The organism is Mesorhizobium sp. BR1-1-4, from assembly GCF_020165375.1.
GTDB lineage: Bacteria > Pseudomonadota > Alphaproteobacteria > Rhizobiales > Rhizobiaceae > Mesorhizobium > Mesorhizobium australicum.
In genome coordinates this window covers 393,860-416,346 of the sequence record NZ_JAIUIB010000006.1, presented here as the reverse complement: position 1 = coordinate 416,346, position 22,487 = coordinate 393,860, and the positions used below count along the sequence as shown (strand labels likewise).

Annotated in this window: 24 protein-coding genes, 1 pseudogene and 1 riboswitch; of the genes and pseudogenes, 7 read left to right on the top strand and 18 right to left on the bottom strand. The window is 63.4% G+C overall.

Features of this window, described 5'->3' with window-relative positions:
- Window positions 1-15: 15 nt before the first annotated feature.
- The gene (locus LB571_RS16115; protein WP_224595868.1) at window positions 16-1,260 is read right to left on the bottom strand and encodes a class I SAM-dependent RNA methyltransferase; all 1,245 of its coding nucleotides are present in this window, start codon (window positions 1,258-1,260) and stop codon (window positions 16-18) included.
- Window positions 1,257-2,021, bottom strand: a complete 765-nt coding sequence (locus tag LB571_RS16110; protein WP_140724814.1) for a TlyA family RNA methyltransferase — start codon at window positions 2,019-2,021, stop codon at window positions 1,257-1,259. Before LB571_RS16110 ends, LB571_RS16115 begins: the two co-directional genes overlap by 4 nt.
- A gap of 174 nt (window positions 2,022-2,195) precedes the next feature.
- Here LB571_RS16110 and LB571_RS16105 point away from each other — a divergent pair, with 174 nt between their 5' ends.
- Window positions 2,196-2,597 carry a GFA family protein gene (locus LB571_RS16105; RefSeq protein ID WP_140617295.1) on the top strand — a complete coding sequence of 134 codons (402 nt, stop codon included), beginning with the start codon at window positions 2,196-2,198 and terminating at the stop codon, window positions 2,595-2,597.
- On the opposite strand, the gene LB571_RS16100 is transcribed toward LB571_RS16105, so the two are convergent.
- The 6 genes from LB571_RS16100 to LB571_RS16075 all read right to left on the bottom strand — a co-directional run bounded on the left by LB571_RS16100 (window position 2,594) and on the right by LB571_RS16075 (window position 7,547).
- A complete protein-coding gene (locus LB571_RS16100) occupies window positions 2,594-2,887 on the bottom strand; it encodes a hypothetical protein (RefSeq protein ID WP_140724811.1) in 294 nt (97 codons plus the stop codon). The genes LB571_RS16105 and LB571_RS16100 overlap by 4 nt on opposite strands.
- A 148-nt stretch (window positions 2,888-3,035) precedes the next feature.
- The gene (dxs, locus tag LB571_RS16095; RefSeq protein WP_224595860.1) at window positions 3,036-4,973 is read right to left on the bottom strand and encodes a 1-deoxy-D-xylulose-5-phosphate synthase; all 1,938 of its coding nucleotides are present in this window, start codon (window positions 4,971-4,973) and stop codon (window positions 3,036-3,038) included.
- Window positions 4,974-5,046: 73 nt separating this feature from the next.
- Window positions 5,047-5,967: a pirin family protein gene (locus tag LB571_RS16090; RefSeq protein WP_140661418.1), complete on the bottom strand. Its 921-nt coding sequence runs from the start codon at window positions 5,965-5,967 to the stop codon at window positions 5,047-5,049.
- A gap of 39 nt (window positions 5,968-6,006) precedes the next feature.
- Complete coding sequence (locus LB571_RS16085) at window positions 6,007-6,273, bottom strand: DUF2277 domain-containing protein (RefSeq protein ID WP_015318807.1); 267 nt, start codon at window positions 6,271-6,273, stop codon at window positions 6,007-6,009.
- 92 nt (window positions 6,274-6,365) lie between these two features.
- Entirely contained in the window at window positions 6,366-6,617 is a 252-nt protein-coding gene (locus LB571_RS16080) for an exodeoxyribonuclease VII small subunit (RefSeq protein WP_015318808.1), read from the bottom strand.
- 3 nt (window positions 6,618-6,620) lie between these two features.
- A complete protein-coding gene (locus LB571_RS16075; protein ID WP_224595858.1) occupies window positions 6,621-7,547 on the bottom strand; it encodes a histone deacetylase family protein in 927 nt (308 codons plus the stop codon).
- A gap of 178 nt (window positions 7,548-7,725) precedes the next feature.
- Window positions 7,726-7,908, top strand: a riboswitch (cobalamin riboswitch).
- Between the two features lie 2 nt (window positions 7,909-7,910).
- Here LB571_RS16075 and bluB point away from each other — a divergent pair.
- A pseudogene (gene bluB / locus LB571_RS16070) lies at window positions 7,911-8,585 on the top strand (5,6-dimethylbenzimidazole synthase); the annotation flags it as partial.
- 116 nt (window positions 8,586-8,701) lie between these two features.
- Here bluB and LB571_RS16065 read toward each other — a convergent pair.
- The gene (locus LB571_RS16065; protein ID WP_224595855.1) at window positions 8,702-9,685 is read right to left on the bottom strand and encodes a hypothetical protein; all 984 of its coding nucleotides are present in this window, start codon (window positions 9,683-9,685) and stop codon (window positions 8,702-8,704) included.
- A 90-nt stretch (window positions 9,686-9,775) separates the two neighbouring features.
- Window positions 9,776-10,384 (bottom strand): TetR/AcrR family transcriptional regulator, encoded by a 609-nt coding sequence (locus LB571_RS16060; protein ID WP_224595852.1) that lies wholly within the window; start codon window positions 10,382-10,384, stop codon window positions 9,776-9,778.
- A gap of 120 nt (window positions 10,385-10,504) precedes the next feature.
- Between LB571_RS16060 and LB571_RS16055 the strand changes: the two genes are divergently transcribed.
- Window positions 10,505-11,725 carry an MFS transporter gene (locus LB571_RS16055; RefSeq protein ID WP_224595849.1) on the top strand — a complete coding sequence of 407 codons (1,221 nt, stop codon included), beginning with the start codon at window positions 10,505-10,507 and terminating at the stop codon, window positions 11,723-11,725.
- A 19-nt stretch (window positions 11,726-11,744) separates the two neighbouring features.
- Here LB571_RS16055 and ribB read toward each other — a convergent pair whose 3' ends face one another.
- Window positions 11,745-12,845 (bottom strand): 3,4-dihydroxy-2-butanone-4-phosphate synthase, encoded by a 1,101-nt coding sequence (gene ribB, locus LB571_RS16050; protein ID WP_224595845.1) that lies wholly within the window; start codon window positions 12,843-12,845, stop codon window positions 11,745-11,747.
- Window positions 12,846-12,938: 93 nt separating this feature from the next.
- Window positions 12,939-14,054 carry a chorismate synthase gene (gene aroC, locus LB571_RS16045; protein ID WP_224595834.1) on the bottom strand — a complete coding sequence of 372 codons (1,116 nt, stop codon included), beginning with the start codon at window positions 14,052-14,054 and terminating at the stop codon, window positions 12,939-12,941.
- Window positions 14,055-14,237: 183 nt separating this feature from the next.
- On the opposite strand from aroC, the gene LB571_RS16040 reads away from it, so the two are divergent.
- Window positions 14,238-14,501: a DUF1344 domain-containing protein gene (locus LB571_RS16040; RefSeq protein WP_015318816.1), complete on the top strand. Its 264-nt coding sequence runs from the start codon at window positions 14,238-14,240 to the stop codon at window positions 14,499-14,501.
- A gap of 21 nt (window positions 14,502-14,522) precedes the next feature.
- Here the strand turns inward: LB571_RS16040 and LB571_RS16035 are convergent, their stop codons facing one another.
- The 4 genes from LB571_RS16035 to LB571_RS16020 all read right to left on the bottom strand — a co-directional run bounded on the left by LB571_RS16035 (window position 14,523) and on the right by LB571_RS16020 (window position 17,581).
- On the bottom strand, window positions 14,523-15,110 hold the full coding sequence (locus tag LB571_RS16035) for a histidine phosphatase family protein (RefSeq protein ID WP_015318817.1): 588 nt from the start codon (window positions 15,108-15,110) through the stop codon (window positions 14,523-14,525).
- A 52-nt stretch (window positions 15,111-15,162) separates the two neighbouring features.
- Window positions 15,163-15,981, bottom strand: a complete 819-nt coding sequence (gene fabI / locus LB571_RS16030; protein WP_015318818.1) for an enoyl-ACP reductase FabI — start codon at window positions 15,979-15,981, stop codon at window positions 15,163-15,165.
- 105 nt (window positions 15,982-16,086) lie between these two features.
- Window positions 16,087-17,019, bottom strand: coding sequence for a DnaJ C-terminal domain-containing protein (locus LB571_RS16025; RefSeq protein ID WP_015318819.1), 933 nt, complete (start codon window positions 17,017-17,019; stop codon window positions 16,087-16,089).
- 100 nt (window positions 17,020-17,119) lie between these two features.
- Complete coding sequence (locus LB571_RS16020; RefSeq protein WP_140715020.1) at window positions 17,120-17,581, bottom strand: RT0821/Lpp0805 family surface protein; 462 nt, start codon at window positions 17,579-17,581, stop codon at window positions 17,120-17,122.
- A 40-nt stretch (window positions 17,582-17,621) separates the two neighbouring features.
- Between LB571_RS16020 and pdxH the strand changes: the two genes are divergently transcribed.
- On the top strand, window positions 17,622-18,239 hold the full coding sequence (gene pdxH / locus LB571_RS16015; RefSeq protein WP_224595832.1) for a pyridoxamine 5'-phosphate oxidase: 618 nt from the start codon (window positions 17,622-17,624) through the stop codon (window positions 18,237-18,239).
- Between the two features lie 8 nt (window positions 18,240-18,247).
- Here the strand turns inward: pdxH and LB571_RS16010 are convergent, their stop codons facing one another.
- Both LB571_RS16010 and LB571_RS16005 read right to left on the bottom strand, forming a co-directional pair.
- Window positions 18,248-19,000, bottom strand: coding sequence for a crotonase/enoyl-CoA hydratase family protein (locus LB571_RS16010; RefSeq protein WP_015318822.1), 753 nt, complete (start codon window positions 18,998-19,000; stop codon window positions 18,248-18,250).
- Between the two features lie 19 nt (window positions 19,001-19,019).
- Window positions 19,020-20,789 (bottom strand): acyl-CoA dehydrogenase, encoded by a 1,770-nt coding sequence (locus LB571_RS16005; RefSeq protein WP_224595827.1) that lies wholly within the window; start codon window positions 20,787-20,789, stop codon window positions 19,020-19,022.
- 211 nt (window positions 20,790-21,000) lie between these two features.
- Between LB571_RS16005 and LB571_RS16000 the strand changes: the two genes are divergently transcribed.
- Window positions 21,001-21,237, top strand: coding sequence for a hypothetical protein (locus tag LB571_RS16000; RefSeq protein WP_224595824.1), 237 nt, complete (start codon window positions 21,001-21,003; stop codon window positions 21,235-21,237).
- A gap of 83 nt (window positions 21,238-21,320) precedes the next feature.
- A complete protein-coding gene (locus tag LB571_RS15995) occupies window positions 21,321-22,487 on the top strand; it encodes a glycoside hydrolase family 25 protein (protein WP_411969708.1) in 1,167 nt (388 codons plus the stop codon).

Sequence of the window (22,487 nt, the reverse complement as noted above, 5' to 3'; positions counted from 1 at the left end):
CTCAACGAACCGTGCTCAGCCGCGCCTCTTCTTGGGTTTTTCCAGCAAGGCGACCGCCTCGACATGTGGCGACCACAGGAACTGATCGATTGGCGTCACGCTGGTCAAGGTATAGCCGCCGTCGATGAGAATGCGCAGGTCGCGGGCCAGCGTCACCGGGTTGCAGGACACCGCGGCAACGTATGGAACATCCGAGCGGGCGATCTGCTTCGACTGATCTTCGGCGCCGGCGCGCGGCGGATCGAAGACAAGGCCGTCGAAGGCGTTCAACTCCTTGAAGGTCAGTGGCCGGCGAAACAGGTCGCGTCGTTCGCCCGTCACCCGCTTGAGGCCGGTCGCGAAACGTGATGCCCGGTCGAGCGCCGAAAGCGCGGCCGCGTCGCCTTCGACCGCATGGACTTCCGATTTCGCCGCCAGCCGCAAGGCAAAGCTGCCGCAACCGGCAAAGAGATCGGCAATTTTTTTTGCACGCTTCAGATGTCCGCCGACGATCTCGGCCATGGTCCGTTCGGCGGCCTCCGTCGCCTGCAGAAAGGCGCCGGGCGGCACGGCGACCGCAACACTGCCGAACATGACCACGGGCTTCCTTGGTTCGATGACGATCTCGTCATCGATGGACAGCCTGGCAAAGCCTTGCGCAATGACAAAGTTGGAGGCGATACGGCGCTGGTGTTCGCCGAGCTTGCCTGACTCGTGCACCGCGATGTCGAGGCCGGAACCCGTAACGGTGACCGCCATCCGGAACGATTTGGTGGTGGCGCATATCAATTCGGCCAGCGCCCTCAGTTGGCCGAGTGCCGCGACGATCTCGGGCAGTGAGATCGGGCATTCGGATATGGAGATGATCTCGGGCGACAGATGGCGATTGAAGCCGAGCAGCATGCCTGCGTCCGTGCGCCGGGCGGCAAGCACGACGCGGCGGCGCGACTGCGGCGCGCAGGCGACCAGTTCGCCAATCTCGCACTCGATGCCCTTGCCCTTCAATGCGTGCACCACCTTTTCGCGTTTCCATCGGCGATAGGCTTCGGTCTCGAAATGCTGGAGGGCACAGCCGCCGCATTCGGTGAAATGGCGGCAGGCTGGTTCGACGCGCAGCGGAGAGGCTTCCAGCACCGCCATCAGCGTGGCGCGATCCCGCTCGCGCGCGGCGGTGACGATCTCGCCTGGCAGCGTGAAGGGAATGAACAGATCGCCGCTCTCGGTTTCGGCGATGCCGTCGCCCTGCGATCCGAGCTTTCGTATTGTGAAGCGTACGCTCATCGGTCCTTGATCCCACCGAGCAGGAATTCGCGATTGCCGTCGCCACCTTCGATCGGCGACAGATGCAGGCCAAGCGAGCGCCAGCCGGGAACGGCATCCAGCCAATCCTGCAGCAGGCCCGCGACACGGGCGGCATCGAAGGGATCCTTCAACAAACCGCCCTTGCCGATCGCCTCGCGACCGGCCTCGAATTGCGGCTTGACCAGAAAGATCGCACCGGCGCCGGGATTGGCAATGGCGAGTGCCGGCGGCAGCGCCAGTTTCACCGAGATGAAACTGACGTCGGAAACGATGAAATCCGGATTGCGGCCGGCAAGATCGGCAACGGTGAGATCGCGCGCGTTCAGGCCCTCGATCACGGTCACGCGCGGATCACCACCGACATCAGGATGCATCTGGCCATGCCCGACATCGATTGCCGTGACATGGGACGCGCCGCGTTCGAGCAGCACCTGGGTGAAACCGCCGGTCGAGGCGCCGATGTCGAGGGCCTCGCGACCGGCCGGGTCGAGGCTGAAATGGTCGAGCCCGGCGATCAGCTTGAGCGCGGCGCGCGAGACATAGGCTTGCGCCGGATCGTCGATGGCGACAACGCATTGCGGCGAAACGTTCTGGCCGGGCTTGCGGGCTATGGCGCCGTCGACCGTCACCGTGCCGCGCTCCACCGCGTCGCGGGCGCGCGAGCGGCTGGCAAACAGCCCGCGCTGGACGAGCAGGTCGTCGAGCCGCTGGCGTGTGCTGGCTGGCAGAGGCGAGTTCATCGGCCTTCTCTGACGAAAGCCCGCGGTGAAGGCAAGGACATTAGATGGACCAAAGTGATCCTACGAGAGCGGCTGGTGCATCGAACCAGGCTGCGGCTTGCGCCCATCATGCCGGGTCCGGCAGAATATTGGTCACGAAGAGCCCTCTGTTTGTCGCAACTCGAAGGAGAACGAATGCTGACGGGAACCTGCCACTGTGGCGCCGCCCACTGGACGCTGGAGGGCGACCCCGGCCCGGTGACGGCCTGCAACTGCACGCTTTGCCGCCGCTATGGCACGCTCTGGGCCTATGATTATGTCGACGAACGCATTCGCGTTTCGGGGCCAATGGGCAGCTATACGCGCGCCGGACAGGAAGACCCGTCGCTCGAGATCCTGTTCTGCCCGCGTTGCGCCTGCGTGCTCGGCTGGCGCGGACTGCGCGCCAGCGCCTCGGGTCGAAGACGCATGGCCGTCAATGTCCGGCTGGCGCCCCCCGAGGCCGTCGCCGATCTGCCGATCGACCATTTCGATGGTCTCGACACGTACGACGATCTGCCGCGCGACGGCCGCTGCGTACGCGACATGTGGTTTTAGAAGATGGTTCGCGGAGCCTGGCGCTCGATGGCTGGAGACAAACCGTCGTCTCGACCGCCTGAAGCCTGCTCACGCGCATGCCCGGTCGCAACAGGTGATACAGGCGAAGGATCCGGCGGCATCACAAGCTGCGGAATTTGCTTGTAGGAAAAGCCGCCGCGGATATCGCCCATCTTGCCGGCGACAATGCCTATCGCCGCCTTTTCGAGATTGCGGTCGTAGGGCGTTTCGGCGGCAGCCGGTACGACCATCACCGCCAAGAAGGCCGCGCCGCACAGAAGCGTCTTCATTCTCGTTGTCTCCCTGCCTGGCTGTGATCTAGCAGGGCGGCGTTGAAAAACGGCCAAGGGACAGGGTAAGCAAAACGCCAAACGGCAACGTTAACAATGCCTTATAAAATCGAGCCGGCAAACTGATTCAAGCTGTTGAGGTTTTGATTCAGGCGCGCTGGGCGCGGACCGTATGACCGAGCGCGGTGAATACGGTGCGCACGATTCCGGCGACGTCGAGGCCAGCATCGGCATACATCTTCTCTGGCTTGGCGTGGTCGGTGAAGTCATCCGGCAGCACCAGCGGGCGTACCTTCAGGCCGCTTTCGAGCAGTCCTTCATGGGCGAGGAATTGCAGCACATGGCTGGCGAAGCCGCCAATTGCGCCCTCCTCCACCGTCACCAGAACCTCATGCGAGCGGGCCAGCCGCCGGATCAGATCCTGGTCGAGCGGCTTGGCGAAACGGGCATCGGCGACCGTGGTGGAAAGCCCGGCCGCGCCGAGTTCCTCGGCCGCGATGAGGCAATCCTGCAGCCTTGTGCCGAAGGACAGGAGGGCAACCTTGCTGCCTTCCCGGAGGACGCGGCCTTTGCCGATCTCCAGAACAGAGCCGCGCTCGGGCATGTCGACGCCGACGCCGTTGCCGCGCGGATAGCGGAAGGCGATCGGCCCGTCGTCATAGCTGGCGGCGGTGCGCACCATGTGACGCAATTCCGCCTCGTCGGCCGCGGCCATTACGACAAAGCCCGGCAGGCTTGCCAGGAAGGTGGTGTCGAACGCGCCGCAATGGGTGGCACCGTCGGCGCCGACAAAGCCGGCGCGATCGATGGGGAAACGCACCGGCAGTTTCTGGATCGCGACGTCATGGACGACCTGATCGTAGGCACGCTGCAGGAAGGTCGAATAGATCGCGGCGAAGGGCTTGTAGCCTTCCGTCGCCAGGCCGGCGGCGAAGGTCACCGCATGCTGCTCGGCAATGCCGACGTCGAAAGTCCTTGACGGAAACACCTCGCCGAACAGGTCGAGGCCGGTGCCGCCCGGCATGGCGGCGGTGACGGCGACGATGCGGTCGTCCTCGCGGCCCTCCTGGATCAGGCTTTCGGCAAACACCTTGGTGTAGGCCGGTGCATTGGCCGGCGCCTTGGCCTGTGCGCCGGTGATGACGTCGAATTTGTTGACGCCATGATACTTGTCGGCGGCCGCTTCCGCCGGCGCGTAGCCCTTGCCCTTCTGGGTGACGACATGGATCAGCACCGGACCCTTGCCGTTGTCACGGACATTTTTCAGGACCGGGATGAGATGCTCCAGATTGTGACCGTCAATCGGGCCGATGTGATAGAAGCCGAGTTCCTCGAACAAGGTGCCGCCGGTGACGTAACCGCGCGCATGCTCGACCGCGCGGGTGATGGCTCGATCGGCCCGCTTGCCTAGATAGGAGGTCAGCTTCTTGCCAAAGTCGCGCAGGCCGACATAGGCCTTGCCGGAAGCCAGACGCGCCAGATAGGCGCTCATGGCGCCGGTTGGCGGGGCGATCGACATGTCATTGTCGTTGAGGATGACGATGAGGCGCGCATCGAGCGCGCCGGCATTGTTCATCGCCTCATAAGCCATGCCGGCCGACATGGCGCCGTCGCCGATGACGGAGATGACATTGTTGCGCCCGCCTGAGAGGTCGCGGGCGGCGGCCATGCCGAGGCCGGCCGATATCGATGTCGAGGAGTGGGCGGCGCCGAACGGGTCGTATTCGCTCTCGGCTCGGCGGGTGAAGCCCGACAACCCGCCTTCCTGGCGCAAGGTGCGGATGCGGTCGCGACGGCCGGTCAGTATCTTGTGTGGATAGGCCTGGTGGCCGACATCCCAGATCAGCCGGTCATCGGGTGTGTTGAAGACATAGTGCAGCGCCACGGTCAGTTCGACCACGCCCAGCCCGGCTCCGAGATGGCCGCCGGTGCGCGACACCGCGTCGATCAGTTCGAGGCGAAGCTCTGATGCCAGTTGCGGCAAGTCGCTCTCGGCCAGCGTGCGCAGGTCGGCCGGGACGCGAACCCTATCGAGAAGCGGCGTATGCGGCGTTGCGTTCACGTTGGGCCCAGACTTTCTGTTCATCGGCGGATAGGCCGCCGGCCGGCGAAAGTAAATGCGTGTCGCTGACGCGGACGGTCAGCCCCTCACGATCTTCTCAGCCTTCCGGCAGCGGGATGAATTCTTTCTCATCGCCAGGAACGATATCGAAGCGGCCGGTCTTCCATTCCTGCTTGGCCTGCTCGATGCGCTCCTTGGACGAGGAAACGAAATTCCACCAGATGTAGCGCTTCGAACCGAGAGACGCGCCGCCGAACAGCATGAAATGCGCACCCATCGATGACGATATGATGATCTCGTCGCCGGGCCGGAACACCAGCAGCCGTTCCGCTGGAAAGGCATCACCCGAAATCGAAACCTCGCCCTCCAGCGTGTAGATGGCGCGCTCCTCGGCATCGCGCGGGATTTTGACGCTGGCGCCAGGCGCCAGCCGCAAATCTGCATAGAGTGTTTCGGAATCGGCCCGCACCGGAGACCGCAACCCCTGGAAATCGCCGATGACGACGCGGCCGCTGACGCCTTCGGCGTCGATTTCGGGAAGCCGCAGCGCCGCTGTGTTCTCGAACACCGGTGCCACCTCTTCCTTGCCGTCCGGCAGAGCCAACCAGGTCTGCAGGCCGGAGATCGACATCGGCGCGCCGCGCAATTCCTGCGGCGTGCGTTCGGAGTGGACGATGCCGCGACCGGCCGTCATCAGGTTCACGTCGCCGGGTTGAATGACCATTTCGGTGCCGAGCGAATCGCGGTGCCTGATCTTGCCGTCGAACAGATAGGTCACGGTCGACAGCCCGATATGCGGGTGGGGACGGACATCGAGCGCCTGGCCCGCGCGCATGATCGCGGGACCCATTCGATCGAAGAAGATGAACGGCCCGACCAGGCGCCGCTTGGCGGTCGGCAAGGCGCGACGCACCTCGAAACCGCCAATGTCCTTGGCGTTAGGGATAACCATCAGCTCGATCTGGTCGCTGGCGAAGGCATCGCCGGCCTCAGGGTCCTTGCCGGGGAAGAAGCTCATGAACTCTCCTCGTCAGCGGTCAGTGGGCGCTTGGGCATATCAGGCGAACCGGATCGCCGCTTTTGCTTTTAATTTGGCTGCCACCTCTTCGCGATTGCGCGGATGCTGGTGGGTTTCGAGGGAATCGAGCAATTCGCGTGCGGATGCCGCGATGGCTTCGACGGCATGATCGAACGCATGCTGGTTCTTGGCAGAAGGCCGCGTCGTGCCGCTCAGCTTGCGGACAAACTGCAGTGCCGCGTCGCGGACTTCGTCGTTGGTTGCCGGCGGATCAAAATTGAACAGGGTCTTGATGTTTCTGCACATCGCTTCCGTATCTCCTCTTGTCCGTTTCAATCGGGACGAACTGTATCCTCAATGATGATCGTGTCCAAAAACCGGTAAGGCTGCTCCGGACCTCAGTCCGCGTCGAGCGGCTCGGTTCCAACCGGCTTGCCGTCGCGCGACAGCCTGATCTTCTCGACCTTGTCCTCGGCGGCCTTCAGCAGCCGGTCGCAATGAACCTTCAGCGCCTCGCCGCGCTCGTAAATCCGGATCGACTGGTCGAGCGGTACGTCGCCACGCTCCAGATCATCGACGATCTTCTCCAGTGCGTCGAGTGCCTGTTCAAAGCTCATCGCCTTGACGTCTTCGTTGATCTCACCGGTCATCATTCATCCTTTCATCAGTCGCCCGACATGGGCGGCGACCGAAAATGCCAATCCCTGCAGATCGTAGCCGCCCTCGAGCAGGCTGACGAGCCGGTTGCCGCCGTGGATTGCGGCGCGCTGCATCAGCTGGCCGGTCGCCCAGTCGAAATCGTCCTCGGTCAGATTGATTTCCGCCAGCGGGTCGCGATGGTGCGCGTCGAAGCCGGCCGAAACGATAATCAGATCCGGCGCGAAATTGTCGAGTGCCGGCAGCACGCGCGACAGGAACGCATCGCGAAACACCTCGCTGCCCGTCCGAGGCGCCAGCGGCGCATTGATGATGTTGCCGGCGCCGGTCTCACTCTTCGCGCCCGTGCCGGGATAAAGCGGCATCTGGTGCGTCGAGCAATAGAGCACCGAGGGATCGTCCCAGAAAATATCCTGCGTGCCGTTGCCGTGATGCACGTCCCAGTCGACGACCGCGACACGCTCGGCGCCATGCTTCCTCTGCGCATGGCGCGCTGCGATTGCCGCCGTGTTGAAGAAGCAGAAGCCCATGGCCGTGGTCTTTTCGGCATGGTGGCCGGGCGGGCGGGCGGCGACGAAGACGTTGTCGGCGCGGCCCGCAAAGACGTCGTCGACGGCGGCATTGGCGGCACCGATCGCCGTAATCACCGCCTGCCAGCTTTTCGGGCTGGCAGTGGTGTCTGCGTCGATGCGGGCAATGCCTTCGTCGGGGACGGCGGCGCGGACACGCGCGACGAAATCGGCGGGATGCGCGTAGAGGATGGTCGCCTCGTCGCCTTGCGGTGCCTCGACGCGGTCAAGCGTGGCAAAAGCTTCGTCGTCGAGCACGCGCTCGATGGCGCGCAGGCGGTCGGGCCGCTCGGGGTGACCGGGCGGCGTGATGTGTTCGAGAAAGATCGGGTGCGTGTAGAGACGGGTGGCCATGCCCCCTATCTAGTGCCCCTGCGCCGTGATGGCCATGCGTCGCGGCTTGATCGCTGGGGAAAATCGAACCTGCGTCCATTGATGTCGCTGCGGGCATTGGCGGCGCCGGCCCTTCGGCGTAAGGTCGCAACCACTGCCTGGTGCCCGCCGGGCTGTTTGTTTTAGCCGCATTTTGCGACGCCAAGTGATTCCACTTGGCTGCAAATGCTCTGGCGGGAGAATCGGGAACACGGTTGAACTCCGTGGCGTGCCCAACGCTGTGAGGGGGACCGCGCCGGTAAATGCCACTGTCGATGACGGGAAGGCACCGGACGCGGGTTGATCCCGAGCCAGAAGACCGGCCTGGCAGGCATCGTCATCCGCATGGTCAGGCGGATGACATCGATTGCAATCGCAAGGGGACAAGCGATGCCGGAAGCTATGACCGCTCCAATGGGCGATGGATTTGACCAGATTGCGCGCGACGCTGTTTACCGCGCCATCTTCACGCGGCGCGACGTCCGCAGCCATTTTACATCGGAGGCGATCGACGACGAGGTGCTGGCGCGGCTGCTGCTTGCCGCCCATCACGCGCCGTCGGTCGGCTTCATGCAACCCTGGAATTTCATTATCATTCGCGATGCCGCGCGGCGGGCGGAAGTGCGCGACCTGTTCCTGGCCGCGCGAGAAGGGGAACTGCCTGAAATCGAGGCAGAACGGCAGGCGCTCTACCGCAAGCTCAAGCTCGAAGGCATTTGCGAAAGCGCTCTCAACATCTGCATCACCTGCGACCGCGAACGCTCGAAAGGCTCGCCGCTGGGGCGCTGGCACAATCCGGAGATGGATCTCTACAGCACGGTCTGCGCGGTGCAGAATTTCTGGCTGGCGGCACGCGCCGAAGGCGTTGGCGTCGGCTGGGTCAGCATCATCGAGGCGCAAGCGCTGAAAAGCTTGCTGGCCATTCCCGACCAGGTGACACCGATCGCCTATCTCTGCGTCGGCCGTGTTTCCGAGTTCGCACCGAAGCCGGATCTCGAAACACACGGCTGGGGCCGGCGGCTGCCGTTGCCCGAGCTTATCATGAGCGAGACTTTTCGCGCGCAAGGCGAAGCGCCGCTCAAATCAGCAGTGGCGCGCCTCGGCACCGTCGCCGGTGCGCCGGCGAGGCCGGTTGATCAGCTCGTCGCGCCGGCAGTGCCCCACCGTGAGCCACCGAAAGAAGCCAGTGCCTTGTCCTTGAGTTCCCTGAACTTCGACGAGGCTTCGGCCAGCCTGGCGTCCCAGGCGGCATCGGGCACCTGACCTTCGATGGTCTTGAAATAGACCTGCATCAGGCAGGCAATGGCGAACGGCTCAATGAAGGCCGCCTTGAAAGCCCAGGCAAAGACGATTGCCAGCACGAAAGCCCAGCCGGCGAGCTGCCCGGGCATGACGTAAAGAATAGCGGCTGCCGGAGCCAGCATCAGCAGGAAAATCACGAACGACACGCCCCACATGATGACCCCTAGCCAGACGGCATTCTTGACCATGGTCTTGCCGTTCTGGGCGTAGAGCACAACGCCTTGGCGCGCGGTTTCGAACGGCGAGGACGAACTGATGCGGATGTTGTAGCCGAGAATGATCTCGTCGACATAGGTCAGCGACAGGCGAATCACCGTGTTGAGGAACGAAACCAGGCCGCTCAGGCCAGGAATGGGCAGGAAGGCCGCGATGCCGCCGAGCAGGCCGGTGATGGCGCGTATGGCGCCCTTGACCAATTGGTCGACGACGAAAAGGATGTTGGCCTCGGCAAAACGCTCGGTCACGACTTCTTTCGCGTAGGCGATCTGGTTCTGGCCGTCGGGAATATCATTGCCGTCGATCAGATGCACCATGACGGCGATATGGCCCGCCTTGACGACGTAGAGAATGTATTCGCGGATCCAGTAGACGGCGATCGAGACGATGCCGAAACCGACCACGCCGCCCCACATCGCAAAAGACAATGGTCCGTCGGGATCGGTAGAAATATGGCCGACGCCATAGCCGACGGAGGCGCCGGTGCCGGTGGCCACGATGTAGGCCAGCGTGATGCCGAAATAGACGATCATGCGAAAGACAATGAAAGGCCAGGTCCGCATCATGATGGACACCGACCTGCCGATATCGAAATCCCACATGCCCCGAATCTCCCCTCAGAGATGGCTGCGGAGGATGCGCTCAAACCGGCTATTGTCAATTGCAGGCAGTGGCGGGACTGCCATGGTGGTTCATCTTGAAAGCGCTTCCGGCTTTTTCAGCAGGCCTTCGAGCAATTGCTTGAACGCGGCCACCACCATCTTCGATGTCGCTTCGGGATCTTGCGAATTGGCGATGCGCTGCGCGGCCTGGCTGCTCGCCCCATTGATCAGCCGCGCTGCCGACTCCGGGTCGACGTCGGGGACGACCACCCCTTCCCGCTGCAGCGCTGTCAGATGATCGGTCATTGAACCGACGCAGGCATTGGCATTCGACCACAGTGCCGGATCGCCCAGCACAGCCGGACCATCCCGGAACATGATGCGCTGGATTTCCGGCTCCAGCGCCATTTCGATATAGGTGGTGCATTCGTCGACGAAATGCTGCCAGCGGGTCGGCGCCCGCGACGCGACCTCATTCACCCGGGCCGCCATTTCCGCGTCGATTTCGGCGATAACCGCCTCAAGCAGTCCCTTCTTGTCGCCGAAGTGATGATAAAGGGCGCCGCGCGTCAGCCCGGCCGACGCGGTGAAATCATCCATCGACGCTTCGGCATAGCCGATGGTGCCGAAAGCCTGGCGCGCCGCGGCGATCAGCTTGGCGCGTGTCTCGGCGATCATCTCCTTACGCGGTCGATGCATGCTTCTGGCCTTACTTACATACGCTCCGTATGCCAATTGACATACGCGACGTATGCTCTATTTAACACTTATACGTCTCGTATGTAATTGTTGAATCGCCCCTTGTCGAGGAACAGGATCATGCAAAACCCCTATTCGGAAATCTTTCGCGCTCCCGGAGCCAGGGGCTTTGCCGCCGCCGGCTTCATGGCGCGCCTGCCGATCGCCATGGCCCCGATCGGCATCGTGGCGATGCTGTCGCAGACGCGTGGCGAATACTGGGTGGCGGGTGCGGTTTCGGCGACATTCGCCTTGGCCAATGCCTTCCTGGCGCCGCAGATATCGAGGTTGGTCGACCGCCTCGGCCAGACGCGGGTTGTCGTACCCACCACCATCATCTCCGTGCTCGCATTCGCGGCCCTGATCGCATCTGCCAATCAAGACTGGCCGGTATGGACGCTGTTCGCGTCGGCGCTGCTGGCCGCGGCGATGCCAAGCATGCCGGCCATGGTGCGGGCGCGCTGGACCGAGATTTTCCGGGGCCGGTCCGAGATGAACACCGCCTTCGCCTTCGAGTCGGCGGCGGACGAACTGGTCTATATCGCCGGCGCATCGCTATCTGTGGGCCTCAGCGCCGCGCTGTTCCCGGAAGCGGGCGTTGCCGTCAGCACGCTGTTCCTCGCCTTGGGCTCGACAGCCTTCATTCTGCAGCGTTCGACCGAGCCGCAAGTGCGGCCGGTGGACCATGGCTCCAGCGGCTCGGCAATCCGCCTGGGGCCGGTTCAGATCATCACCTTCGCCATGATCTTCATCGGCGCGACCTTCGCGACGACGGAGGTGAGCACGGTGGCGATCACCAAGGAACTCGGCCAGCCGGGCACTGCCAGTCTCGTCATCGGCGTCTATGCGCTGGGCTCCTTCGTGCTCGGCATCATCATCGGCGCGCTCAACCTGAAAGCACCGCTGCAGCGCCAGCTCGCCATCGCGGTTGCCTTGGTCGCGCTCGGCACACTGCTGCCGCTTACCGCCAGCACCGTGCCAGCGCTCGCGCTGACTGTCTTCATCAGTGGCGTGGCGATCTCGCCGACCTTCATCACCGCCTTCGGCCTGATCGAGCGGCATGTCCCGGAAGCGATGCTGACCGAAGGCATCACCTGGGTAACCACCGGGATCGGCATCGGCATGGCGCTGGGCTCCTTCGCCGCTGGCGCCGTGGTGGATGCATTCGGCGCCCAGAACGGATTCTGGGTCTCGGTGACGTCAGGCGCTATCGCGCTGATCACGGTGCTGCTCGGCCAGCGCAGCCTCGCCACCCACGAATGCGAGTTGGAAGGATGCGAGGCGGCAATCCCGGCCGAGTGACAGGCAGGGTTTGTCGAGATCAGAGGATCTCTGTCTTGGCGATGTGAATGCCAAAACCCTCGAGGCCGACATAGTGGCGTTCGCGTGAGGCAATCAGGTTGATGGATGAAATGCCGAGGTCCTTCAGGATCTGGGCGCCAAGGCCGATCTCGCGCCATTCGCTCTCGCGCCGGCGCGCCTCTTCATGGTCCTCGCGGTCGCCTGGCGCCGGCCGGTTGCGCTCCTGGTGGGCAACGCCGACCGAGCCTTCCCTGAGATAGACGATGACGCCGCGCTTGCGCTCACCCATCGCCTTCATGATGCCGTCGAGCCGGTGGCTGGTGCCGAACACGTCGGTCACCACATCCTCCGAATGCAGCCGCACCGGCACCTCCTCGCCGTCGCGGATGTCGCCGAAGACGATGGCGACGTGATGCATCGTGTCCCAGGGCAGCGTGTAGGTGAAGACCTGGGCCTTGCCACCCAGCGTCTCGATGTCGGAGCAGGCGACGCGCTCGACCAGGGTCTCCTTGCGCTGCCGGTAAGCGATGAGGTCGGCAACCGATACCTGCTTGAGGCCATGCTCCTCCGCGAATGCCGCGACCTGCGGGCCGCGCTTGACGGTGCCGTCGTCGTTGACCAGTTCCGAGATCACGCCGATCGGCGGCAGGCCGGCGAGCTTGCACAAATCGACCGCCGCCTCGGTATGACCCGAGCGCATCAAGACACCGCCCTCGCGCGCGATGAGCGGGAAGATGTGGCCAGGGCGGACGAAATCGGAGGCGCCGACATTGCCGTTGGCGAGGTTACGCACGGTCAGCGTGCGGTCGTCGGCCGAAATGCCTGTCGTCGTGCCATGCTTGAAGTCGACGCTGACGGTGAAGGCGGTGGTGTGGGCCGAATCATTGTCGGCCACCATCGGCGCGAGGTTCAGCCGCTTAGCCTCCTCGCGCGGCATCGGCGTGCAGACGATGCCCGACGTGTTGCGAACGATGAAGGCCATCTTCTCCGGCGTGCAATGGACGGCCGCGACGATCAGGTCGCCCTCGTTCTCGCGCCCGTCATCGTCCATGACGACGACGATCTCGCCGCGTTCGAAGGCGCGGATGGCTTCGACGATCTTCTTCTGGTCATAAGACATGGAATGCTCGCTTCGCTCGCAGGGAATAGGGACTGGGCAGTAGGGGTTAGGGGAATAAAAGGGTCGGGCTGGCAGCTGACCACTGACTACTGCCTATTCCCTACCGCCTATTCCCTTCCCCGTCTGTCCTCTGTGCCGCAGATAATGGTCGGCAATGGCGCAGGCAACCATGGCCTCGCCGATCGGCACGGCTCGGATGCCGACGCAGGGATCGTGGCGACCCTTGGTCATCACTTCGACATCCCTGCCGTCCTTGTCGATCGATTTGCGCGGCGTCAGGATCGACGAAGTCGGCTTCACCGCAAAACGGGCGACGATCGCCTGGCCCGTCGAGATGCCGCCGAGGATGCCGCCGGCATTGTTGGACAGGAACACCGGCTTGCCGTCATTGCCCATGCGCATCTCGTCGGCATTCTGTTCGCCGGTGATGCGGGCGGCCTCGAAACCATTGCCGATCTCGACGCCCTTGACGGCGTTGATCGACATCAGGCCGGATGCGATGTCCTGGTCGAGCTTGGCGTAGATCGGCGCGCCGAGGCCGGCAGGCACACCGTCGGCGACGATCTCGATCACCGCGCCGACCGAGGAACCGGCCTTGCGGATGCCGTCGAGGTACCGCGTGAAAACAGGAATCGAAGCCGGATCCGGCGTGAAGAACGGGTTCTCGGCATCGCCGATGAAATTCCAGTTCCAGTTGGCGCGGTCGATGGACTTTTCGCCCATCGACACGAGCGCGCCGCGCACCACCATGCCCGGCACCACCTTGCGGGCGAGCGCGCCGGCAGCGACCCTGGCAGCGGTCTCGCGCGCCGAGGAGCGGCCGCCACCGCGATAGTCGCGTATGCCGTATTTGACGTCGTAGGTGTAGTCGGCATGCCCGGGCCGGTACTGGCGGGCGATCTCGCCATAGTCCTTCGAGCGTTGATCGACATTCTCGATCAACATCGACACCGGCGTGCCGGTGGTGATCATCGTCGCGCCGTCCTCGTCGAGGACGAAGCCTGAGAGGATCTTCACTTCGTCCGGCTCGCGGCGCTGCGTGACGAAGCGCGACTGACCCGGGCGGCGCTTGTCGAGTTCGGCCTGGATTTCATCGCGCGTGAAACGGATACCCGGCGGACAACCATCGACCACGCAGCCGAGCGCCGCGCCATGGCTCTCGCCCCAGGTGGCGACGCGGAAAAGATGGCCGAACGTGTTGTGAGACATGGAAAGTGCCCTGCCCGGCATCGAAACCGGCTGAAGCCAGCCTTCTATTGGCGTTTTCCACAGTGGTCAAACTGTGATCCGACGGATTTAGTTTTGACACATTCGGTTGGTTTCTGCTCTCCTCCATTCGCCGTTGAGGATCCGCCGCCACCCAGGCCGGCGCAATGACCAAAGAGGACGATGATGCGTACCCTGATTGGCGCTGTTGCCGCCACGCTGCTGCTCTCCACCGCCGCCTTTGCCGGGCAGACCGAAGGCCTGATCAAGAAGATCGACAAGGATGCGCTGACGCTGACGCTGGACGACGGCAAATCCTACAAGCTGAACGCCGAAACCGATCTCGATGCGCTGAAGCCGGGGATGGACATCGTCATTGCTTACGATGTGACTGATGGCGAAAACGTCGTCACCGACATGCAGCTGCCGGGTGACAGCGACACGAACTAGGAGTTGGCGTCACCGGCGTCCCTAAAGCCACTCCAGGCTCCTGCCTTCAAGTTTGAGCACGCGATCCTGCGGTATCTCCAGGTTCGCGGCCTCGTCCTCGGGCATATCAAGCACGAAGCGAAACAGGGTGCGCATGACGCCCCCGTGCGTCACGCAAATCGTCTGCCCCCTAAGTTCACCGAAGCATGGCTTCACCCGTTCGAGCAGCATCTGGTAACTCTCCGCGCCTTCACCTGGCGGCTGAAAATTCCACTTGTCCAGCGCGCGGGATCGGCTCGCGCCGGGCGACTGCCTCTCAAGCTCGGCGAAGGTAAAACTCTGCCAATCGCCGAAATTGACTTCAATCAGTCTGATATCGGTTCGATAGGCGAGCGGATCGAGCCTCATGGCGGCGCGGATGCGTTCCATCGTTTCGCGCGTGCGTCTCATCGGACTGGCGACGAAGTCGAATTCCTGGGGAGCGCCGACGAGTTCGGCCAGCCGATGCCCGTTTGCGCTCGCCTGTTCGCGGCCGAGAGCATTGAGATCGGTATCGGCCTGGCCCTGAAGCCGGAACTCGGCATTCCACGCGGTCTGGCCGTGGCGCACGATATAAACCAGCGGGTACATCAGCTCTTCCGGAGATCGGGCCAGGGCCTGGAAGGAGGAAAGGCGGGGAGACCTAATCCTTGACCGTCGAAATATCTGGAGCGTCGACCGCTTTCATGCCGACGACGTGGTAGCCGGAATCGACATGGTGCACTTCGCCGGTGACGCCACGCGACAGGTCGGACAGGAAATAGACGCCGGAATCGCCGACCTCTTCCTGCGTGACCGTCTGCTTCAGCGGCGAATTGTATTCGTTCCACTTCAGGATGTAGCGGAAGTCGCCGATGCCGGAGGCGGCAAGCGTCTTGATCGGGCCGGCCGAGATGGCATTGACACGAATTTTCTTGGCGCCAAGGTCGACAGCGAGATAACGCACGCTGGCCTCCAGTGCCGCCTTGGCGACGCCCATGACGTTATAGTGCGGCATGACCTTCTCGGCGCCGTAATAGGTCAGCGTCAGCAGCGAACCACCCTCGGTCATCAGCGCTTCGGCGCGCTTGGCGATGGTGGTGAAGGAATAGACCGAAATGTCCATGGTGCGCAGGAAATTGTCGCGCGTCGTCTCGACATAGCGGCCGGTCAGCTCGTCCTTATCGGAAAAGGCAATGGCGTGCACGAGGAAGTCGAGCTTGCCCCAATGCTTGGCGACATTGGCGAAGACCTCGTCCAGGCTCGCCGGATCGGTTACGTCGCAATGGCCGGCGACAAAGGCGCCCAGTTCCGCCGCCAGCGGCTCGACGCGCTTCTTGAAGGCTTCGCCCTGATAGGTCAGCGCTATCTCGGCGCCGTGATCGACGCAGGCTTTGGCAATGCCATAAGCGATCGACCTGTTGTTGGCGACGCCAAGAATCAGGCCGCGCTTGCCGGCCATCAGGCCCTGTCCACCCGCCATATGCGTGTTCTCCGCAAGATATCTGCTTTGTGGAGTGCCTATCGCACAGGCACAGAGCCCCTTCAAGCGTTCAAACCGGACAGTTCGGGGGACAAAAGCTCACGATCAGCCTTTTTGGCCGCGCAACAGCGATTCCAGCGCGCTGTCGCCGCCTTCCGGCAGCATGATGCGCACATGGGCATAGAGATCGCCATGGCCCCCGGCTTTCTCCGGCAAGCCCCTGCCCTTGAGCCGCAGGACCTTGTCCGAGCTCGACCAGGCAGGAACGTTGACCGCAAGCCTGCCGGTCGGCGTCTCGACCGGCACCTTGGCGCCCAGCACCGCATCGGCCAGCGAAACCGGCAGGTCGGCGTGCAGGTCACGGCCTTCGATGCGGTAACGTGGATGCCGGCGGATATGGATCTTGACCAGTGCGTCGCCGGGTTGGCCCGGTCCCTGCTCGCCCTGGCCCTTCAGCCGGATGGTCTGGCCATCCTCGACATAGGCCGGCAGCTTGACCGCAACCTTGCGGCCATCCGGGAACATCGCCGTCACCTTCTCGGCATTGGCCGCTTCCTCGATGGTGACGTCGAGCGTGACGTTCAGGTCGGCTGCTGTCGCCGTCTGGCGGCGGTCGCCCGCGCCTGGCCCGCGCGCGCCTGAAAAGGCATCGCCGAAGATCTGGCTGAAAATATCGCTGTTGCCGTCGAACGGATCGCCGCCCGGACGGCCCGAGCGGAACTCGAATCGCGAGCCTCCGGCGCCCTGTTGCTGGCGGCGGAACCCGGCAAAGGGGTCGCCACCGCCCGCCGCACCTTCAAAACCCTGGAAACGCGGCTTGCCGTCGGCGTCGATCTCGCCACGATCGAAAGCCGCACGGTTCTTCTCGTCGCCGATGACCTCATAGGCCTGATTGGCCGCGGCAAAACGGTCCTTCGCCTTGGGATCATTCGGATTCTGGTCCGGATGATGCTTCTTGGCGAGTTTCCGGTACGCCGATTTTATGTCCTTGGCCGATGCGTTCTTTGCAACGCCCAGCACCTCATAGGGGTCGCGCATGCTTCCTGCCCTGGAAATGAGTTGAGTCCATACTTGCCCCCTATATGCGCTCGCATAGGAAGAAATTCCAGTAGCGGACCTTCATATCAACGGCGGAAAATCAGAGTGCCTTGAAGCCCTGCATGCGCCAGCCGCCGGCACCGGCAAGACAGAGTTCGCCCTGGAACATGGCAACGCCGTCAAAGCTTTCGCGCGAAACCTTGAAGCGGCGGCAGGTCTGGCCGCTGTCCTTCAATTCCGCCAGTTCGGTGATGGAGCCGCGCGACCCGGTGCCGGTGTTCGCCCACGGCACCGCCTGGCCGCCGAGTTGCTCGATATCGGCGGACGATACCGCATTGCCGATCGTCGTCTGGTCGGAGTCGCGATCCGAATCGGCCGGCTTGGGCGAAGCCGATGTGCTGCTGGTCAGGATCGAGCGGTCGACTTCGGCCTTCTCCAGGCTGAAGCCACCTGCACCGCAGGCCGCGAGCGGCAGGACGACTGCCACGATCGCCGCTTTCGTGCTGGCTGAAGCGATAACGCCCCATTGCCTGCTGTCAAAAGCTTGCGCGATACGCGACAATCGGCAACCTCCCTGGTCTCGTGACAATTTGAGAAAAACTATGAGTGACACAGAGTTAACAAGCAGTGACTTTACCGAGGCGTCCGAGCCGTTTCGCCTCTTTGCCGCATGGCTGGACGACGCTAGCAAGAGCGAAATCAACGATGCCAATGGCGTGGCATTGGCGACCGTCGATGCCGAGGGCATGCCGGACGTAAGGATGGTGCTGCTCAAGGGGTTCGATGAAAGCGGCTTTGTGTTCTACACGAATTTCGAGAGCGCCAAGGGCCAGGAGATTCTTGGCAGCATGAAGGCGGCGATGTGTTTCCATTGGAAATCGCTGCGCCGCCAGGTGCGCATTCGCGGTCCGGTGGAGCTCGTCAGCGATGCGGAAGCCGACAGCTATTACGCCACGCGGCCGCGCGGCAGCCGCATCGGCGCCTGGGCGTCGAAGCAATCGCGCCCGCTGGAAAGCCGCTTCGCGCTGGAAAAGGCGGTCGCAGAATACACGGCGCGTTATGCCATCGGCGAAATCCCGCGACCGAAACATTGGTCGGGCTTCCGGATCGTGCCGAAGACGATCGAATTCTGGCACGACCGGCCGTTCCGGCTGCATGACCGCGTGGTCTTTTCACGCAACGCGGCAGGCGGCTGGGACAAGGCCAGGCTCTATCCCTGAAAAAACCTTCAGCCCTTTTTCCTGGTCATGAATGCCGTGAGAGCGGCGCGCGCCTCGTCGGATTTCAGCCGCTCGCGGAAATGCTCGCTCTCTATCCCGATGCGGGCAACCAGATCGTCGCGTGAGCCACGCATCAGGTCGCGCGCGATCTTGAGCGCTTGCGGTGGCTTGGCCGCGATCTGGCCGGCCGCTGCAAGCACCGAAGCCTCCAGCCCACCTTCCTCGACCACCTCGTAGATCAGCCCGGCGGCCTTCGCGCGCTCGGCCGAAAAGCCCTCACCGAGACCGAGCAGGGCGAAAGCACCCTGCTGGCCCAGGATGCGGGGCGCCAAAAGGCTCGACCCTGCCTCGGGCACGAGGCCGAGATCGACGAAGGGGGTCCGAAACACGGTGCGCGGCGTGGCGAAAGTCAGGTCGCAGTGCAGGTTGATCGTGGTGCCGATGCCGACCGCGATACCGTCGACGCCGGACACGATGGGCTTTTCGACCCCGGCCAGGGCGATCAGGAAATCCCAGACTTCGGTGCCGCCATCGCCGCCGGTGGCCACGACCATGAAATCGGCAAGGTCGTTGCCGGAGGAAAAGGCGCCCGGCACGCCGAAAAAGACATGAACGCGGACCGCCGGATCGGCGTCGCCTTCGGCAAGGGCCGCCGACATTTTCGCATACATGGCACGCGTCAGCGCGTTCTTCTTGTCCGGCCGGTTCATGCGGATGATCTGGATGGCGCCCTGGCGGTCGACGAGGATGTGGTCTGTCACGGTGTTTTCCTTGTGAAGGTCAGGCGGAAATCAGTGCCTCGGCGGCAGCAGCCAGGCTGACGGCGCCATCGATGACGCGCTCCTTCAAAGCGCTGGCTTCGCCAAGCAGGTTCTCGGCGAAGAAGCGGCAAAGCGCGATGCGGCCCTGGTCGGCAAGAGCGGCCCGCGCCAGATAAGCGCCGCCGGCGGCAAGCGAGATCAGCCGGAGATACGGCGTGGCGCCAGCCAGCGCCTCCTCCGTCCGGCCCTCGGCCGACAATTTCTGCAGGAAACGCGTCGCTTGCGTCAAATCGGAGAGCGCCTGATCGAGAGTGTCGGCGGTGCGGCCAAAACCTTCGAGGTTCGACGTTCGCACGGCATTGGCGATACCGGCCAGTTCGTCGATGTAGCCATGCACATGCTCGCCGCCACCGAGCGGCAGTTTTCGGGTCACCAGATCGATCGCCTGGATGCCGTTGGTGCCTTCATAGATCGGCGCGATGCGCGCGTCGCGATAGTACGCGGCCGCACCCGTTTCCTCGATGAAGCCCATGCCGCCATGCACCTGGACGCCAAGCGAGGCAACTTCCACGCCGACATCGGTCGAAAACGCCTTGGCGAGCGGAGTCAGCAAATTTGCACGGTCGCGCCAATGCGCCGCCTCGTCGCCAGACGAGGCACGCGCCATGTCGATAGCGTGGGCACAGGAATAGCTGATCGCCCGCGCCGTCTGTGTCAGCGCCTTCATGGTCAGGAGATTGCGCTGCACGTCGGGGTGATGGACGATCGGCGCCATGCCGGCGCCGGCGTAATCCGCCGCCTTGCCCTGGCGGCGTTCATTGGAATAGGCAATCGCCTTCTGGGTCGCTGCTTCCGCGACCGCGACGCCCTGCATCCCGACAGCAAGGCGGGCATTGTTCATCATGGTGAACATGCAGGCGAGGCCTTTGTTCTCCTCGCCGATCAGCCAGCCGATGGCGCCAGGCCTGGCGCCTTGAAAACCGTCGCCATAGATCATGGTGCAGGTCGGCGAGGCATGGATGCCGAGCTTGTGCTCGAGGCCGGAACAGAAGACGTCGTTGCGCGCGCCGAGCGAGCCATCGTCGCCGACCAGGAATTTCGGCACCAGGAACAGCGAGATGCCACGCGTTCCGGCCGGCGCATCGGGAAGCCGCGCCAGCACCAGATGGATGATGTTGTCGGTGAAATCGTGCTCGCCGTAAGTGATGAATATCTTCTGGCCGAAGAGGCAGTAGGTGCCGTCGCCGGCGGGCTCGGCGCGGGCGCGCAAGGCGGCGAGGTCCGATCCGGCCTGCGGCTCGGTCAGGTTCATCGTGCCCATCCATTCGCCAGAGACGAGCTTTGCCAGATATGTCGCCTTGAGTTCCTCGGAAGCGTGCTTGTCGAGCGCCTCGACCGCGCCCATGGTCAGCGTCGGGCCGATGCCGAAGGCCATGGCGGCGGAGTTCCACATTTCGAGTGCGGCGACGCCGAGCATGGTCGGCAAGGCCTGGCCGCCATACTCTTCCGGCCCGGAGAGCGCATTCCAGCCGCCTTCGATCCAGCGGCGATAGAGTTCCTTCCAGCCCGGAGGCGTGGTCACCGCGGCATCCCTGAGCACGGCGCCATGTTCGTCGCCGATTTTATAAAGGGGGGCCACCTCCTCGGAGGCGAAACGGCCCGCCTCACCAAGGACGGCGTCGACCAGATCCTCGCTGAGGTCTCCGAACGCTCCCGTGTCGATGGCGGATTTCATGCCGGCCACATGCTTCAGGGTGAACGCGATATCCTCGACCGGTGCCCGATACATGCCGCTCGATCCTCCCTTATGCATCGGCCTCGTCGACCGTAGAGCCAGTGCCGCCGCAAAACCATCCGCCTTTGGGCGGTCGCCCATTGCCTTTTTACGTAAACGTCAAATTTTGTCACGCTGATTTTGCAATCAGGCAGGGCTGTATTAAATTCGACAGATGCCGGACCAAATCGACCGGCGACGGAAAACCAGCGACCCGAACATTCCCATGCTTGCCAGACCTGACGCCTATCGCTGCATCGAATGCGGTTTGCCCTATCGGGGAACGGGGTTTTCCTATTATCACGGGGACTTGGCAAACGGTGCCGCCTACTGGTCGGATCGCGGCATATTGTGCTCGCCGCGATGCTCGCTTGCCCACCACCGCAAACGCGCCGCCGAAGGTACGCTGCAACAGGAGCCCGCGCCCGACCCGTTCGAATTTCAGCCGTTCGGCCGGCACTAGCTTATCGCGCAACAGGGTCCGAGAAGTATTTTCTTAACCATAGCGGTTCAGGATTTACCCTTGATCAACGGGGATTCCCTGTTTTGAAAAGGACGGCGCGCCTCCTTCGCCGCACGGCGCTTCTCGCTTTCGCGGCGACCATTGCGCTGTCGATGCCGGCAAAGGCTTCGGACTTCTCCGAGCCGTGGAAGAGCGCTGACCGCGCGCTCGTCATCGACGCCTACGAATACAATTCCATCGACTGGGCCCAGCTTGCCACCGACAAGCGCATCGTCGCCTTCATCAACAAGGCTTCCGACGGCATGCCGCCGCCCTATTTCTGTCTCGGGGGCGACACTGACGTGAAACTGTGCAAGGCGCTGTGGAAACGCCACGCGGTGACGCGCGAATTGTTCCAGACACGCAGGGTCGTGGCCAAGGCGCTCGGCATGAAATGGGGCGCCTATCATCTCGCCCGTCCCGGCAATCCGGTCGAGCAGGCCAATAATTTCCTCGATTTCGCCGGTCCCGCGCCGGACGACCTCATTGCCCTCGACATCGAGGGCATCGATCCCTCGCAATGGATGTCGCTCGACGATGCCGAGGAGTTCGCCCGCCAGGTGCATCGGCGCATCGGCCGTTTCCCGGTGCTCTACACCAACGGCAAGACCGCCCAATATATCGCCGACAACCGCTACAAATACCGGCTCTTGTCGCGGCTGCCGCTTTGGTACGCGCGCTATAAGCCTGACATCGACGTGCATTTTCCGATGGGCAACTGGCAGGGCTACGCGCTCTGGCAGTTCTCGGCGCAGGCCAATTGCGGCCGCTTCCGTTGTCCCTACAGGGTTGCCGGCACACCCGACAACATCGACGTCAACGTGGCGCCCACGGATGCCGTCACTCTGCGCCAGCAATGGCCTTTCGGTGGCCTGATCGACGTGCCTGCCGATTATCTTGCCAGCGTACCAGTGCCGCTCTCGCGGGAAGCCGCGCTCGCCGGCAAGGCCACCACCATTTATGCCGATGTGGCGACGCCGCCGACCTTCGAGGAAATGGTCGCCGTGCTTGGTTCGCGCTGGTCAAAATTTCGCGACGGGTTCCGCATGCCAGTCGTGAAGACGGTGCCGCGACGGCCGGGGTTCGGCATTGTCCAATATGTGGCCTGGAAGCGGGGCGGGCAGCGTTCCCCCGAACAGCTTGACGCCGCCTTTGCCGCGGCCGACCCGGTCAGCACCGCTTCGACAACCCTCGACCGAGGTCAGCGATAG

Bases quoted from the DNA above. Each gene is read 5' to 3' on its own strand.
- LB571_RS16115 (WP_224595868.1), bottom strand. From the start codon at position 1,260: ATGAGCGTACGCTTCACAATACGAAAGCTCGGATCGCAGGGCGACGGC.
- LB571_RS16110 (WP_140724814.1), bottom strand. From the start codon at position 2,021: ATGAACTCGCCTCTGCCAGCCAGCACACGCCAGCGGCTCGACGACCTG.
- LB571_RS16105 (WP_140617295.1), top strand. From the start codon at position 2,196: ATGCTGACGGGAACCTGCCACTGTGGCGCCGCCCACTGGACGCTGGAG.
- LB571_RS16100 (WP_140724811.1), bottom strand. From the start codon at position 2,887: ATGAAGACGCTTCTGTGCGGCGCGGCCTTCTTGGCGGTGATGGTCGTA.
- dxs (WP_224595860.1), bottom strand. From the start codon at position 4,973: ATGAACAGAAAGTCTGGGCCCAACGTGAACGCAACGCCGCATACGCCG.
- LB571_RS16090 (WP_140661418.1), bottom strand. From the start codon at position 5,967: ATGAGCTTCTTCCCCGGCAAGGACCCTGAGGCCGGCGATGCCTTCGCC.
- LB571_RS16085 (WP_015318807.1), bottom strand. From the start codon at position 6,273: ATGTGCAGAAACATCAAGACCCTGTTCAATTTTGATCCGCCGGCAACC.
- LB571_RS16080 (WP_015318808.1), bottom strand. From the start codon at position 6,617: ATGACCGGTGAGATCAACGAAGACGTCAAGGCGATGAGCTTTGAACAG.
- LB571_RS16075 (WP_224595858.1), bottom strand. From the start codon at position 7,547: ATGGCCACCCGTCTCTACACGCACCCGATCTTTCTCGAACACATCACG.
- LB571_RS16065 (WP_224595855.1), bottom strand. From the start codon at position 9,685: ATGTGGGATTTCGATATCGGCAGGTCGGTGTCCATCATGATGCGGACC.
- LB571_RS16060 (WP_224595852.1), bottom strand. From the start codon at position 10,384: ATGCATCGACCGCGTAAGGAGATGATCGCCGAGACACGCGCCAAGCTG.
- LB571_RS16055 (WP_224595849.1), top strand. From the start codon at position 10,505: ATGCAAAACCCCTATTCGGAAATCTTTCGCGCTCCCGGAGCCAGGGGC.
- ribB (WP_224595845.1), bottom strand. From the start codon at position 12,845: ATGTCTTATGACCAGAAGAAGATCGTCGAAGCCATCCGCGCCTTCGAA.
- aroC (WP_224595834.1), bottom strand. From the start codon at position 14,054: ATGTCTCACAACACGTTCGGCCATCTTTTCCGCGTCGCCACCTGGGGC.
- LB571_RS16040 (WP_015318816.1), top strand. From the start codon at position 14,238: ATGCGTACCCTGATTGGCGCTGTTGCCGCCACGCTGCTGCTCTCCACC.
- LB571_RS16035 (WP_015318817.1), bottom strand. From the start codon at position 15,110: ATGTACCCGCTGGTTTATATCGTGCGCCACGGCCAGACCGCGTGGAAT.
- fabI (WP_015318818.1), bottom strand. From the start codon at position 15,981: ATGGCGGGTGGACAGGGCCTGATGGCCGGCAAGCGCGGCCTGATTCTT.
- LB571_RS16025 (WP_015318819.1), bottom strand. From the start codon at position 17,019: ATGCGCGACCCCTATGAGGTGCTGGGCGTTGCAAAGAACGCATCGGCC.
- pdxH (WP_224595832.1), top strand. From the start codon at position 17,622: ATGAGTGACACAGAGTTAACAAGCAGTGACTTTACCGAGGCGTCCGAG.
- LB571_RS16005 (WP_224595827.1), bottom strand. From the start codon at position 20,789: ATGTATCGGGCACCGGTCGAGGATATCGCGTTCACCCTGAAGCATGTG.
- LB571_RS16000 (WP_224595824.1), top strand. From the start codon at position 21,001: ATGCTTGCCAGACCTGACGCCTATCGCTGCATCGAATGCGGTTTGCCC.